At 32.7% G+C, this 14,947-nt stretch carries 10 protein-coding genes; 1 reads left to right on the top strand and 9 read right to left on the bottom strand.

What is annotated here, in order from left to right; translation table 11 throughout:
• Positions 1-16: 16 nt before the first annotated feature.
• The 9 genes from ACVC08_RS02195 to ACVC08_RS02155 all read right to left on the bottom strand — a co-directional run bounded on the left by ACVC08_RS02195 (position 17) and on the right by ACVC08_RS02155 (position 12,769).
• Positions 17-2,191 carry a M4 family metallopeptidase gene (locus tag ACVC08_RS02195; protein ID WP_452600836.1) on the bottom strand — a complete coding sequence of 725 codons (2,175 nt, stop codon included), beginning with the start codon at positions 2,189-2,191 and terminating at the stop codon, positions 17-19.
• Positions 2,192-2,206: 15 nt separating this feature from the next.
• Complete coding sequence (locus tag ACVC08_RS02190) at positions 2,207-3,388, bottom strand: hypothetical protein (RefSeq protein ID WP_452600835.1); 1,182 nt, start codon at positions 3,386-3,388, stop codon at positions 2,207-2,209.
• A 416-nt stretch (positions 3,389-3,804) separates the two neighbouring features.
• A complete protein-coding gene (locus tag ACVC08_RS02185; protein WP_452600834.1) occupies positions 3,805-5,049 on the bottom strand; it encodes a DEAD/DEAH box helicase in 1,245 nt (414 codons plus the stop codon).
• Positions 5,050-5,196: 147 nt separating this feature from the next.
• Entirely contained in the window at positions 5,197-6,909 is a 1,713-nt protein-coding gene (locus ACVC08_RS02180) for a hypothetical protein (protein WP_452600833.1), read from the bottom strand.
• A gap of 429 nt (positions 6,910-7,338) precedes the next feature.
• Complete coding sequence (locus ACVC08_RS02175; protein WP_452600832.1) at positions 7,339-7,764, bottom strand: SET domain-containing protein-lysine N-methyltransferase; 426 nt, start codon at positions 7,762-7,764, stop codon at positions 7,339-7,341.
• A 97-nt stretch (positions 7,765-7,861) separates the two neighbouring features.
• Positions 7,862-8,692 (bottom strand): hypothetical protein, encoded by an 831-nt coding sequence (locus tag ACVC08_RS02170; RefSeq protein ID WP_452600831.1) that lies wholly within the window; start codon positions 8,690-8,692, stop codon positions 7,862-7,864.
• Positions 8,689-9,183: a glycine-rich domain-containing protein gene (locus ACVC08_RS02165; protein ID WP_452600830.1), complete on the bottom strand. Its 495-nt coding sequence runs from the start codon at positions 9,181-9,183 to the stop codon at positions 8,689-8,691. The genes ACVC08_RS02170 and ACVC08_RS02165 overlap by 4 nt, the downstream gene beginning before the upstream one ends.
• A gap of 70 nt (positions 9,184-9,253) precedes the next feature.
• Complete coding sequence (locus ACVC08_RS02160) at positions 9,254-11,449, bottom strand: B12-binding domain-containing radical SAM protein (protein WP_452600829.1); 2,196 nt, start codon at positions 11,447-11,449, stop codon at positions 9,254-9,256.
• A gap of 372 nt (positions 11,450-11,821) precedes the next feature.
• The gene (locus tag ACVC08_RS02155) at positions 11,822-12,769 is read right to left on the bottom strand and encodes a tRNA dihydrouridine synthase (protein ID WP_452600828.1); all 948 of its coding nucleotides are present in this window, start codon (positions 12,767-12,769) and stop codon (positions 11,822-11,824) included.
• A gap of 128 nt (positions 12,770-12,897) precedes the next feature.
• Between ACVC08_RS02155 and ACVC08_RS02150 the strand changes: the two genes are divergently transcribed.
• Positions 12,898-14,610 carry a cytochrome P460 family protein gene (locus tag ACVC08_RS02150; RefSeq protein ID WP_452600827.1) on the top strand — a complete coding sequence of 571 codons (1,713 nt, stop codon included), beginning with the start codon at positions 12,898-12,900 and terminating at the stop codon, positions 14,608-14,610.
• The last annotated feature ends 337 nt before the right edge of the window (positions 14,611-14,947 follow it).

The raw sequence follows: 14,947 nt of genomic DNA, 5'->3' as shown, positions 1-14,947 counted from the left end.
TTAAAATACCAGTTATTTATTCCTTAATAACTTTATTTATATGTGTAGTTCCTTTGCTATCGGTTACTTTTATGATATAAATTCCTGCTTGAAATTTAGATAAATCTAACTCATGATTGGACACATTTTTTCTTTGAATAGTGTTGGTATACACCTGCGCACCATTAAAACTATAAACATTAATTGTAGCATTATCTAAAAGACTACTTTTTAATTTAATGTTTATAATACCTTTTGTAGGGTTAGGGTAGACCTTTAAACTATTTATGGTATCATCATTTAAAACAAGCTCTTCTTTAGTTTCGGTTTCTTCTTCACTTGCTCCTTGTTTTAACACAAAGTTTCCAGTACATCCTTCTATATGCGCTCTAAATTGAGAACCGTTTAAGGCATCAAAATCTGAGGTTAGTAATACTTCATTTCCAGCATGATAGACTGCATTAGCTCCAGATGCTATTGTGTTAGATGCTGTTATAGAGTTTACTGCTTCTTGATTATCTGTAGAAGCACTACTAACATTGGCTGTTATAGTTAAATCTGATGGGCAGCAAACACCAACACCTACAGCACACCATGCAGCTTTTACACTATTCCATTCCATAGAGCCAACACCATATAAATCTGCAGCGGCTTGTATAGAGAAGTTTTTAGCATCATTATAGTTACTGCTGGCACTTAGGTAAACACTTTCGGTTCTATATGCAATTTTTGCAGCTTTAGTAATACCTATTCCAGTTACACTATAAAAATCTGAATTATCATTAGTTCCAGAACCTCCTTGAGAAAGCAAATAAAACCAAAAATTATTTACACCGCTGTTAGTATGCACACCACCATGGTCTCCGCTTCCTGTGTACCAGTATGTTCCTAAATAAGTGTCTGGTTGATTATGGGCATTTGGATTAGATAATGAACGTATTACAAAATTAATATCCTCTCCTAATTCCCAAGTACTTTTTGTTGGGTCTGCAAAAAATTCTACACAAGCTCCCCATATATCAGAATAACTTTCGTTAAGAGCACCCGATTCGTAAGAATAAGTTAAGTTAGCAGTATGAGTACATACAGCATGGCCAATCTCATGAGCTGCAATGTCAATTGATGTTAATGGGTCTATAGAGGCATTACCGTCTCCGTATGTCATTACAGAACCATTCCAAAATGCATTAACATAGTTACTACTATAGTGTATATAACTTTTTATAATTGCTCCACTATTATCAAAACTATTTCTAGAATGTTCATTCAAGAAATAATCGTATGTCATTTCTGCACCCCAATGAGCATCTAATGCAGCATCATCTTTTTGAGAATTATGCCATTCTGAAGTTGTCCAATTATTATTGTTATCACTAAAATTAATAGCACTACCATACGAGGTTCCGTTGTTTAAATCATAGGTTTCTATTCCATTTCCTCTAGTTGCGTCTTTTAAAATATAACTTCCTGAAGCTAATGTTGTTTCTATTGATCTAGAACCACTGTAGCGTGTACTAGCTGTTCCTGTTACAAAAGGAGTTGGTTTTTTAGGAATGTTTGCTTTGTGTTTGTTAGCATGTTTTATAATGCTATTTGTATGTATAATTTCTCCAGTAGTAGCACTTGCATAAATATGAGCTCTGCTTAAAGGCACTAAACTATAAATATCAAATTTGTAAGCTAATTCATATTGATTTATTTCATTTTCTGAAAGAAAGTTTTTACAAATTACTAATTCTCCAACTTGACTATTATTTTCAGATAAGTACCATTGGTACATTTCGGAATCATCCCATATATATGTCTCGGCATTTACATAGCCAAGTGCCTTTTTAAATGCATCAGGCTCACTTATTTGTGGCTTTGTATCTAAGGACAGATTAGAAACAAATTCACCAGTAACTGATACCATTGCTTCATTTTTAAGATGCATTTTTAAGACAGAATGTTCTACTTTGATATTAGAATAGTATTGCTGATATTCTTTGTGTTTAAAACCATATGAATCATTGAAGGTTTTTGTATTTAAAAGACTATTATTATCAGATACATCAAATTTAGATTTTAGAACTTCCATTATATTACTGAAAGATTCTCCTTCTTCATTGAGTTCAATGAATATTTTTTTATGCTCAGCATTTTCCTGAGCATATATCGTGAGGGACAGTAAAAAGAGCATGCCCAGGGTTATATATCTTTTTTTAAGTTTCATAAGTTTAATTTTTTATTATTCTTTATCCTTTAATTCATAAACTAAACTCTTTAACTCATCAATTTGCTTTTGTTGGTCAATAATATATAATGTTAATTCTTCAATTTTTTCTTGCTGAATTCTAGACATATCACCTAATTCTATACCTTGTGATTCTACTGTATTTGCAGAAGGTACATTTGGTAAGTGTTTATTTTCTTTAATAAATGCTTCTACTTCTGCTAACGGTTTTAAGTTATAATCGTCTGCAAAAACATAATCTGCCCATCCTGTTCTTACTCTAACCTCTTCGGCAAGCATACCACCTTTTACAAAAAATCTATAAGCACTAATGTTAGTACCTCCTATAGATGTTGGTGTATTGTCTGTTCCTACGGCTACTTTTCCTGTGTCTGATAAGAATAAAAAGTGGTTTCCAAAGTTGGAGTTAGGCCATGGTCTCCAAAAATTTAAACCAGGCGTACCATTGGCAGCAGGAATATACTCAATACCCCATTGTCCGTTATCTGTAGTTTGTCCGTTTTCACCAAACAAAATCATTGGTCCACCAGCAAAACTAGTTCCTGTTAATCTAATAGTACCATTATGTACATGTAGCTCGCTAGTAGGGTTTTCTGTACCAATACCAACTTTATCGCTAAAATAACCTCTACCTTTAAAGTAACCACCAAAAGTACCAGCTCCGTTAATTTCATCAACACCAACTACACCAGCTGCAAAACCACCATTAGCAGAAGCACCATTCCAGGCTCCTTTTAAATGCCCATAAACACCACCTATTTGAAATTTATTTGAACCAGATGTAGCACCTAAATCTGCAATAAATCGACCACCAAGAACATTGGCTGTGGTAGAATACGCTCTAGCTGTACTAACTGTAGATGTACCAATAACACCAAACGAACTACTACCAGCAGCCCAGTTAGAGTTATAACCTAAATAACCTGTAGTTTCAGAATTTGTTGAGCTATATATAGAACCAGCTTTAAATTGTTGTGCTATATTAGCACCTTTAATACCGCTCTCTGTTGCACCATCTACATGTAACCTTACATTGGTTGCTGTAGTACCTAAACCATTTGCGGGAGCCGCCGTACCAATACCTACGTTAGTACCATTGTCATTTAATTGAGCGTTAGCTTGAAATACTGTAAAAGCTACAATTGCGAGGGTTGAAAAAAGTTTACTTGTTTTCATAAGTTTTTAATGTTTTTAATTAATTCCCGACTCTATTATAAATATGGATTTTTGGGTTCCTCCATCTATTAGAGTGTTTATGAAAAAAATAATCTGTTACCCGATTTTTTTAATTAATAATTAAGAAAATATGAAATACGACAGATTGACTGATGTAAAAGGTTTTAAATCAGTAGTTAACCCGTTGTGCATTTTGGATCAAAATAGTAGCCAAATGTCAGTTCGAGTAATTTTGAGGTACGAAAAATTGTATCGAGAACAGGGTATTAATCTAAAATTCTTATTCTCGATACAAATTTTACTCATTTCAATCGTAAAATTCACTCGAATTGACAGAATTTCATCAAAATACACAACGGCTATAGTAATTATTTTTCTATGTAATGAAAAGGTTAAGTAGAAATATAGCGTAGGTGCTATTTGTACCAGCGTTTTTTCTTCTTTTTAGAAGCTTCACTTTTACGTCCTTTTCTGTATTTACTTCCCTTTTTATTAGAAGTATGCACTTCTTTTTTTGCATTAGGGGCTAAAGGAAAAGGATGATCGTTTACTACATCTAGTTGTAAATGAATTAATTTTTGAATTCTAGAAACATATTCTTTTTCGTCTGCAGAGCATAGCGAATATGCCGCACCTGTATTTCCAGCTCTAGCTGTTCTACCAATTCTATGTACATAGGTTTCTGGAGCGCTAGGTAAATCGAAATTAACAACAGCATCTAGACTATCTATATCTATACCACGAGCAGCAACATCTGTAGCAACTAGAATATTAGTTTCGTTCTTTTTAAAATTGTTAAGCGCCAGTTGCCTATCGGTTTGGCTTTTATCTCCATGAATACTACCTGCTTTATAGCCGTTTTTTAATAACGATTTTTCAAGTTTGTCAACTCCATATTTAGTACGTCTAAAAATAATGATTTTCCCATTTATAGTCTCACGGAGTAAATGTAAACACAACTCTATTTTTTGAGGTTTAGGAACATAGTATAATGCTTGGTTTACGTTTTTTGATGTGGATGAGTTTTGAGCGACTTCTACACGTTGAGGTGCTTTTAATATAGTAGTTGCTAATTGCTCTACTTTATAAGGTATTGTAGCCGAAAATAGTAATGTTTGTTTGGTAGAAGGGCATAAGCGTTCAATTTTTTTAACATCGTCTATAAAGCCCATATCTAGCATTAAATCGGCTTCATCTAAAACTAATGTTTCAATATAATCTAAATTTATAAAATCTTGTTTATGTAAATCTAACAATCTACCTGGTGTTGCAATTAAAATATCGACACCATTTTTTAAAATTTCTTTTTGAGGTTCTATAGATGCGCCTCCAAAAAGAACAGCAGTAACTAATTTTGTATGCGTACTATAAGCTTTAAAATTAGCTTCAATTTGAATTGCTAATTCTCGTGTAGGGCTTACTATTAAAGCTCTTATCTTTTTACTTTTTTTAGGTGTATCTTGCCTATCAAACAACAGTTGTAGAATTGGAAGCGCAAAAGCTGCTGTTTTTCCTGTTCCTGTTTGTGCAGAAACAATAATGTCTTTTTTATTTAAAACTAAGGGAATTGTTTTCTCTTGAACCAAAGTAGGAGAGTCATAACCTTTCTCTGCAATAGCTCTTAAAATGGGTTTGTTCAGTTTTAAATCTTTAAATGACATAAGTGTATAATTTAATGCAAAGATAGCCCAAAACTAGTAGTTTTATTTTAATAAATGCATTAATAGAAAAAAGCCTACAGAAAGCTGTCTTCTGTAGGCCAAACTCAATCATAAAATACACAACATGATCTTGTTTAATAATGTGTGTTATTCTGAGCAAGTTTCACTATAAGTTAATACATAATTAAACCCATTACTATGAGAGAATTGTACTTGGTATGGTGCATTTAAATCTGCATAATAAATATTACCATCTTTTACTTTTTGTTTTAAACGCTTTTTTCCACTTTGGTTTACACTTGGTAAAACAGATGCGACATTAGTTGGTGTACAAGTATTTCCTGTTTGTAGATATACAGTACCAGAAGAAGAAATTGTTTTAGTTCCTGTTTTTCTGTAGCGCATTACGTTTTTAAATTTTGTTTTTCCTCCAAAGATGCTAGCTTGCTTTTTTATTTTCATCTTTAATCGTACCTTTTTACCAGAGTAATTAACCTTATACTTAGCACTTAATGTGCGTCTTTTACAAACATCGAATACTGTAACTGGATTTGGAGATAATACGACTGTTTTACATAAACCTTCAATTTTTTGAATCGTAGCAGTAATGGTATAAGTGTTAGTACCACATGGTACACCATAAGCATGAGTTACACTATTAGAACCATTAACAGTAGTTGTTGTAGAGTCTCCAAAATTCCAAACAATTTCGTAACCAGATAAACCTTCTAAACCTTCAATAGTATAAACCCATTCGCCGTTTGTAGCATTAATACTTTGCATAGACATAGAGATAGGGCAAGCTAAATCTATACTTACAGAATCTGTGTCTGAACAGCTATTACCACTTAAAGGTGCTACAGAACCTAATAATCTAGCGTTAAGTATTGGAGCCGTAGTAGCAGAACTATAATCTACTAAAATTTGAACCCACTCACCAGGATAAGCAAACCCATCTGCACCACCTGTTGCCGTTGTCCAATCTATACCAATAAGTGTTGGGATAGACGCATTTGTAATATCAATACTATCATAATCACTTAAATTATCTATTAGCATGCTGTATAACGGATTACTTCCTGCTGGAGCAATTGAAGATGCATCGAATCTAATTTCTATAGTTTGGTTAATAGGGTCGTGAGCAAGAATATCATGAGCTATATTGGCTACAAACCCGCAATCTGCACCGCTTTTTTCTGTACGTGGGTTGTCATTATCAAATTTACCTCCAGCTTCGCTAATACTTTCAAAATCGTATCTTGGGTCTCCGCAGATATCTATATCTTCTACACCAGCTTCGTTTCTGTAAAAATCCATACTACCATTATTAGTAGCATTTCCGCTTTTTACCAAGTCGTTAAAATGTAATAACACATCGAAAGCAAAACAACCTTTACCTTTAAACGGTATACGGTGTGCTACACAGCCATCGCTAAAAACGTATAAATAACCTCCAATAATTACCATACCATCCTCATTTAACATGGCTGCGAATACATCATCAGATGTGTAATCGAAAGCATCAAAAGATGGATCGTTAGGAATAACCCCATCATCCATATCTTGTTCTTTTTGTCTTAAAGAGTATAGGCCTTCGGCTTGTTCAAAATCTATTAATGTTTGCTCATCTTCTCCAGAGGCTTGATATTGGTTATATAAGTTTGTATGCACATTTTGAATATGACCTAAATCTGCAAATTTTAAAATGGTTTTTCCACATAATGAGGTCCCAACTTGTCCTTTACTAAACGTCGATGGGTTTTTTGTACTTTCTTCTACAAAGTCATCTGCTTGTTTACATCCTACTAAAGCGAATAGACTTAACATAAAGCAAAATGCTATTTTGTTTTTAATTGACATGATTTTTTGTTTTTTAATTATTGCTTACTCTTACGCTTTTCAGCTTACGCGATTTTAATTTAAGGGATGATTCTAGATCTAGAAATCGATTTTTTTAATGACTGTCTATGTAGGTGTTACTCTATTTTGGATTCTGTTACCCGCTTTTTTTTATTTTGTAAAAAAAAATGATTTTTTATGAAGTGTATTGGTGTACTTTTATTGGGTTAACTATGTTGTTTTAAAGGCATAATTAATACTTTCTGTATTATAGATGTTGGGGTTTATCTATTCTATAAAATTATAATAAATTGTAGTTTTTACCTTTTGTTATAAACTGTTTAAAATAAAAATGTAGAGGCTAATTATAGTTTTTGTGGCTATACTATCGGTCTATATAGACTGTATATTTTTTAGGAATCTAGAATTTTGCAGTAGGTAAGGTGTATTTTATTTATGCTTTTTCCAATACCGTTTTCCATAGCTACAAAATATTTCTTCTTCTGCCTGTATTTTACGAGTAGCTATTATACAAACATTATTATTATCGTCTAAGGTAATCTTGGAATTGTTCTTAAAGTTAGCGTTAGAGCCTCCTTTAGCATCATTAGCATATTTTGCAAAACAATGAACATGTTTAGAGTCCATAATGCTACCATCTAATAAATTAATAAAATATTGGTCTTCTTTTTTATCTGCACGATATTTAGCTTCTGCGTTAGAGAGTATCTCGCCTTTAAATAAAGAAATAATCTCATTTTTATAAATAGTAATAGCCGTAAATAAACCCTTACCTGCATTAGGTAATTGCGAAGTTTTAGTATATAAATAATCCGATTCGGGAACGTCTATAATATTGTTATCTGTTACTGTCACTATTTTTTTATAAATACGTGTTACAATAATACAAAAACGACTTCAATTGAAGTCGTTTTTGTATTATCTAAGGAGAGAATTAGTAAAAAAACTTAAGTTAACTACATCCGCCACAGCCTCCGCATCCGCTACAACTACTACATCCGCTATCAAAAGAAGCGCATCCTGAGGAATCAGAATCGTAAGAATCGATTGTGCTATCAAAGTCATTAAAGTAAGAGTCGTACATATAGTTATCATCGAAAGCTCCAAAAAACAACCAAAAACCATCGTCATTATCATTATAATCGTATGCGTCAGAACTATAATGCTTTTGTTGGTTTGATAATTCTTTATCGAGTTTTTTAAGCATTTCGAAGTCTAAATTTTTTAGTAAGAAGATATTACCTCCAATGTTTTCTAATAACTCTAATGCTTTTTTCTTATTGTTCTCTAATAAGTTAATGATCTCTGAATCTATTTTATATAAATAATCTTTTAATGCTGTGTTTAGTTTATGTCCTTCAGGAGTTAATTTTATTTGTTTAAATAAGTTGATAAAAAATGTAGATTTAAAATAAGGTTTTATTTCAGACGTATTCTTTACCGTTTTTTTATAATTCCAACGCCCTTTAGAGTTGTCATAAATTAATTTTATATATGTTTTAAATTGAATTTGTATTTCTGGGCTTTTATAAAATGGGCTTAAAAAAACAGACTCAAATACTTTAGGTTTATAGCTATTAAAATTTTTGCCAGGAATAATGTAAGTATAGGCTCTTGTATGCTTATCTCTAGAATGTGCTTTTTGTTCAACTTCTTTTATTTTTAGAACTTTCTTTAAAACTAAATCCATAAAAGTAAGTTTCATTAAGTTTTTTAATGCAACACTATTATTGTCTATAATTAGTTTAGTTTGCGCTGGAGAGATTTGAGATAATATTTTCATTTGCATTTAAAAGTTAATTTAGGGAACACCCAAAATTTATGTCTGTTAATTCTTGTAAAGTGAATGTTTTTAAATCTAGTTTCGGCATCTGGCCATATATCATCAGGTGGAGAATGCCCAAACACAGTTTTATATAAAGCTAAAGTGTCTAGATATAAATCTTTAAAATGTGCTTTTTGTTCGGTTCCTTTAGTAGGGCCATGATGTATTTCTTTTTGTATTGTATTTTTACATAAATCAATCCAATACGATTGGGTATAAAGTAAATGTAAATGCCAAACTTGATCTACTTGATCGGAAGGTGTTTGTGCCGTTTTGGAAATGGTAATTAAAAAAATAAACTTTTTATATTCTAATATAGCTCTTAAACTATACTCTAAAGACCAATTATTTTCTCTAGCTAGCCTATCTGAAAAGGTTAATGAAGAATTAATATCATCAATTTCAAAATTTAAGATATTATGCCATAGTTTTTTTTGGTCTTCTGTCATGCTTTGTTGTTCTTCTAACAAGATATTACAATTAATGAGTACAAATAAAGCGCTTTTTGTTACATATAAATTATAACACTAACAAACCATAATCTCTTAACGTAAGTATAGGTTTAGAAAACCAGAAGAGTTCAAAATCATCAAAATGCGTTTCAAAATCTTTTTTTAATAGCGAAAAGGATATTGGTTTTTCGTTGGTAGGCGTTAATAACGCTAAGGTATCTAAAAACCAATCGCCTTTGTTTTTTTCTGTAGTAATTTGAAAGGTTTCAGATTTATCATGAAAAGTCATTTCTAGAAAACTAGTTGTCTTTCCTTTTTTAGTTTTAGAATATTCTGTAACTAAAGGAAAATGACCAAGCCAAACAATTTTAGCGGTGGGTTTGGTTTTAAAGTCGATTTCAGTATCTAAGCAATCGTATATAAAATTAGGGTGAATGGTGGTTTGCGGAATATTAAAATCGAACCAGTCCTCTAAAGGTAATTCAAAACCAATACCATGCATGAAATTGAATAGTGATTTCTTTAACCCGAAACTAAATTTGTTATGGTCAATACCAGTACTGTCTGTAAAATCTACATCGTTATTAGCAAATGAAATGTTTTTATAGTGTGGTGTAATACCATAATCGGAAGGATTTAAACCAACAGGACTATGCGTTGTTAAAGCAAACTGATGCCAGAAACCAGATTGTAAAATACCAATTTCAAATAACTGGCGCACCATTTCTAAACTATCTACAGTTTCCTGTACGGTTTGTGTAGGGTAGCCGTACATTAAATAAGAATGTACCATAATATTGGCTTCAGTAAAATTACGAGTAACTTGTGCTACTTGTTTTACGGTAACACCTTTGTCTATAAGTTTCAATAATCTATCTGAAGCGACTTCTAAACCACCAGAAACGGCAATACAACCCGATGCTTTTAAAAGTAAACATAAATCTCGGGTAAAGTTTTTTTCAAACCGTATGTTTGTCCACCAAGTAACCATAAGCTTACGCTTTAAAATCTCTAAAGCTAAAGCTTTCATTAAAGCCGGTGGGGCAGCTTCATCTACAAAATGAAAACCCGTTTCTCCTGTTTGCTGTATTAGTGTTTCCATGCGGTCAACTAATAGTTTGGCAGCAACTGGCTCGTAGATTTTTATATAATCTAAAGAAATGTCACAAAACGTACATTTCCCCCAATAACAACCGTGTGCCATCGTTAATTTATTCCAACGGCCATCGCTCCAAAGACTATGCATTGGGTTGGCAATTTCTATAACCGAAATATAATCGTCTAACAATAAATCGGAATAATCAGGTGTACCAACAGCGTGTTGTTTATAATCGGGTCTTGTGGTATTATTTTTATAGGTAACAACACCGTTTTCTATTAAAAAAGTGCGTTTGTAGGTAGGTGTTTCGTTTTTTTTAGGATTGCTTATTGCATTATAAAGCAGCTCTATAGGAAGCTCGCCATCATCTAACGTTATATAATCAAAAAAGTTAAATACACGCGTATCTGTAACAGAACGTAATTCGGTATTAGGAAAACCACCGCCCATAGAGACTACAATATTAGGGTAATTAGTTTTTATGTACTGAGCACACCTAAATGCAGAGTATAAATTACCAGGAAATGGTACCGAAAGGCAAACGAGTTTGGGGCGTACGGTTTGTATACGCTCTTCGAGTATAGATAATGTTATCTCATCTATAAAAGTAGGCGTTTGTTGTAAACTATTGTACAATTCATCAAAAGCATTGGCACTTTGCCCTAAGCGTTCGGCATAGCGGCTAAAGCCAAAATTAGGATCAATACACTCTATAATAAAATCGGATAAATCTTCAAGGTATAAAGTAGCAAAGTGTTTGGCTTTGTCTTGCATTCCCATTTCGCCAAAGGCCCAGCTCATATCATCTAATTGATCGAAACGCGAGGCTTTAGGTAAAAAATTATCTGTGCAAATTTGTCTTGCTAACGTTTGGTTTTTTCCTTGTAAAAATAAAATAACAGCATCAAGAGGTTGTAAATAATCTTCTTTTAATGTATAAATACGTTGGCAGTTTGCAGAGGTAATAGTCTCATTTTCTATGGCTAACTCAAATAATGTTTCGAATGTTTTTTTACTAAACAGTTCTAGAATAACTTCTATTCCTAAATCCATTTGAAAAGCAGTAATACCTTTAGTATTTAAAAATCCTTTTAAGTAAGCAGTTGCTGGGTAAGGTGTGTTTAACTGTGTAAACGGAGGTGTTATTAGTAAAAGGTCTTTCAATGTAAGTTGGCTAATGTTATGGCAAAGATAGTGGATTAATAGTATTAAGTAAATGGTGGTTTACAAATAACCTGTTGTGTATTTTGGCGAAATTTGTTAGTTAGATTGGATTTTACGATTGCGCAAGCGTAATATTTGTATTGAGAGCACTAAGTTCTATACAAGTATAATTATCGATACAATTTTTTGTACTTTAAAATTACTCGAATTAATGGCAAATTGTGTTTTAAATTTAAAAAGAGTATAGTGTTTAGTGGGAATTGATTAGTATTTTGTTGGTTTATAGAAATGACATTACAAAATAGGAGTATACAGTAAATGTAAAATATATTCTGTATGGTTAAAAGTATTCTATAATTTGCCAAGAGCCAACTAAAACCCTCCTTTTAAAATTTCGGAAACGGCCTGTTTATATTTATGTGGGTTTGTAGCTTTTTTTATCTTTTTATAAGTTTTTTGAGGATTACTAAACGATTTTGAAAAGTATTCCCAAAACCCTAACATTTTCATTTTTATAGGTGTTGGGCCAGATAAAGCGGCATCGTATTGCGCATAGATTTCATCGTGAAAGTTTGAAAAAATTTCGACTCTATTTTTAGGATATTCTAACGTGTTTTTTTTAATCATACTTGGTAAAAACGGATCGGCAATTAAACCGCGACCAATCATGAAATGGTCTATAGATGGAAAGCGTTCTTGTATGGTTTTAAATTGTGTAACAGACGTTATATCGCCATTGTAATAGAGCTTATGTTTGGTACTGTCTATACAACGCTGGAAAGCTTCTAGGTCGACTCCGCCTTTGTATAATTGCTTTCCTATACGAGCATGAATGGCAACGTTTTTTAACGGGTATTTATCTAGAACAGGAAACGCATCTAAAATCTCGTTACTGTTTTCGTACCCCATGCGCATTTTCATAGAAACAATAATATCTGTTTCTGTGTGTGCGCGTTTTAAAATATGGTCAATTTTTTCAGGATCGGCAATTAAACCAGATCCCATACCACGTTTTGTAACCATTGGGTAGGGGCAACCTAAGTTCCAGTTTAGCTCTTTATAACCAAATTGTTGTACATACTTTGCTACAAATAAAAACTCCTCAACATCATTGGTTATTATTTGTGGAATAACCTCTAGAGTTATATTGTTTTCTGGAAGAATGTCGCGTTCGTATGCGTTTTTTACTACTAATTTTCCGTTTAATCTTATATAAGGAGAATAAAATGTATCTATACCTCCAAAATAGTTATGAAATGCGTTACGAAAACGAAAATCGGTAAAGCCTTGTAATGGAGAGGATAAGAGTGTAAACGACATAAATTAAGTTATAATAGCTGCAAATATAGGAGAATTGTTGAAGTATCTGCAATTAAAAAAACGAGTATAATTACGTGTAATTGAGAGTATTGTATACAGTATATTGTAATGACTTAAAAACTATTATAATGAAACCTATTATACATCTATTTTTAGTGAGTTTGTTAATTGTTAGTTGTAACGAAAATAAGCCTCTTGTTTTAAAGCAAAAAGCTATAGTTATAGTTAATAATAATGGGCTTCCGCAGGATTTACCTTTTGGAGCCTCACCTAGTGAAGCTGCTGGTTTTGCTTGGCAAACCTTTTTAAGTATTAATACACCAACTAAAAAAGGTACAGGAACGCAATGGGAAAATTATAAAGAAGCTTACGATATTTTTTTACCAGAGGCTAAAACACCTACTGCTTGGGGGAAACCAACTCAAGGTAACGAGACCATTTGTGGTGGTAACATAGAAAATAGTAAGGTGTTGCGGGCGACTTCTAAGGTAAGCCCGTTAGTAGATGAAACCGACCAAGCTGTTGGCGGTGTACTTATCGATAAAAATTCAAATTTGGTACATTATGAGGTGTATATGAATAAACCGATGTTTAATTATGTATTAAAAAATCAGTTTTATAATGCGTTAAAACAGGCGGGTAGTACAATAGATTTTCCTGTTGGAAGTATGGAGCTTAAAGCATCTTGGAGAATTTTAGATCCTAAAAAGGATGACATTAGTCGCTATTATACCTCTAAAGCAGTTATTTATGTTCCAGATAGTACACATATAAAACGAGCTGATTGCATTCCAGAACTTGCAAAACAGAATATAAAATCGTGTTCTGAAGCACTTGTGGGTTTAGTAGGATTGCATATTGTATACAAAACACCTTCTAATCCTAATTTTGTGTGGATGACGTTTGAGCAGAACGATAATGTAGAAACCGAAGCGACTAAAAAGGCAGGGATTACACCATCGTTTTACGACCAATCTAAAGCCATACCGTATTGTGAAGATAATAGCAGACAGTGCGATTGCCCAGAGCAGATTATGATGCAGGTAACACGACAAAATCCAATTCCGGATTGGGTACAAAAAGCAAATACAAGATATCAAGAGATATTAAGTAAAGAAAAATCTGTTTGGAGGCACTATCAACTTATTGGTGTACAATGGCCAACAGATAAAACTAGAGTAGGTAGCCCTAAATTGCAGAATTTAGCCAATAGTAGTATGGAAACGTTTAACCAAACGGCAAGTAGTTGTATTGGTTGCCATGCGTTTGCACGATCGTCTAACCCAACTAAATATTCCAATTTTAGTTGGGTAATGGGGAGAGCTAAAAATCCAGTGGCTAAATTACCAGAACCAAATGGTCCAGATGTTTTAAAATATGTGATGCGGGTTAATCCTTATAAGAATTGGAAAACTTGGCCAGACGATAAATGGAATGTGTTTAGCAAGGCTACACCAGGTGAAAATCCGCATGGTAAAATGATAAAAATTTATACAAACGATATTGCTTTAAATGCGTATTTAAATAATACCACTACTATTACAGAATTGCCTGTTGGTAGTATTGTTTTAAAAGAAAATTTTAGAACCATGCCTAGGCAAAAGCCCCAAACTAGCGATTTAGTAGAACTTACCATTATGTATAAAGCTAAAGATGAAGAAGGAGCTGTACGTTGGTTTTGGCAAAAAACACCGCCTTATGGCCCTGTAGATTCTGCAAGTTTTAATGAGCAAGGGTGTATTAGTTGCCATATGAATTGGAAAGGCAACGGCGATGGTATGTTAAGTTTTAATTTTGGGAAACGTCCTGTTATTACGGAGATGCCTTATAGTAAAAAGTGATTTAAAGGTATTACTTTATAACAGTTTTAGTGTCTATATACAATAGAGTAGCTAATTAATTTACCATATTCTTAACGAAAGTGTTTTCCATAATAACATATTCAATTCCATCTTTTGTAAAGCTTTGGTCTGTAGTTTTTAAGTTAAATCTTTCATAGAATTTTGATTTTTCTACACGAGCATTACACCATAATTTTTTAACTGGACTTGCAACAAAAAACTGGACAAAAAGAAGAGAGATTATGCTGCTAATTTTTGATTGTTCATTTCTGTTTCAAATTCTTCAATAGATTTTAAGCCTAAAGCCGTGTGTAATCTTTTTCTATTATACCAAGTT

It is taken from the genome of Pontimicrobium sp. MEBiC06410 (assembly GCF_053601615.1).
The sequence above is the reverse complement of the archived record's forward strand: the minus strand, read 5'-3'. Positions and strand labels throughout refer to the sequence as shown.

Bases quoted from the DNA above. Each gene is read 5' to 3' on its own strand.
- ACVC08_RS02195 (WP_452600836.1), bottom strand. From the start codon at position 2,191: ATGAAACTTAAAAAAAGATATATAACCCTGGGCATGCTCTTTTTACTG.
- ACVC08_RS02190 (WP_452600835.1), bottom strand. From the start codon at position 3,388: ATGAAAACAAGTAAACTTTTTTCAACCCTCGCAATTGTAGCTTTTACA.
- ACVC08_RS02185 (WP_452600834.1), bottom strand. From the start codon at position 5,049: ATGTCATTTAAAGATTTAAAACTGAACAAACCCATTTTAAGAGCTATT.
- ACVC08_RS02180 (WP_452600833.1), bottom strand. From the start codon at position 6,909: ATGTCAATTAAAAACAAAATAGCATTTTGCTTTATGTTAAGTCTATTC.
- ACVC08_RS02170 (WP_452600831.1), bottom strand. From the start codon at position 8,692: ATGAAAATATTATCTCAAATCTCTCCAGCGCAAACTAAACTAATTATA.
- ACVC08_RS02165 (WP_452600830.1), bottom strand. From the start codon at position 9,183: ATGACAGAAGACCAAAAAAAACTATGGCATAATATCTTAAATTTTGAA.
- ACVC08_RS02155 (WP_452600828.1), bottom strand. From the start codon at position 12,769: ATGTCGTTTACACTCTTATCCTCTCCATTACAAGGCTTTACCGATTTT.
- ACVC08_RS02150 (WP_452600827.1), top strand. From the start codon at position 12,898: ATGAAACCTATTATACATCTATTTTTAGTGAGTTTGTTAATTGTTAGT.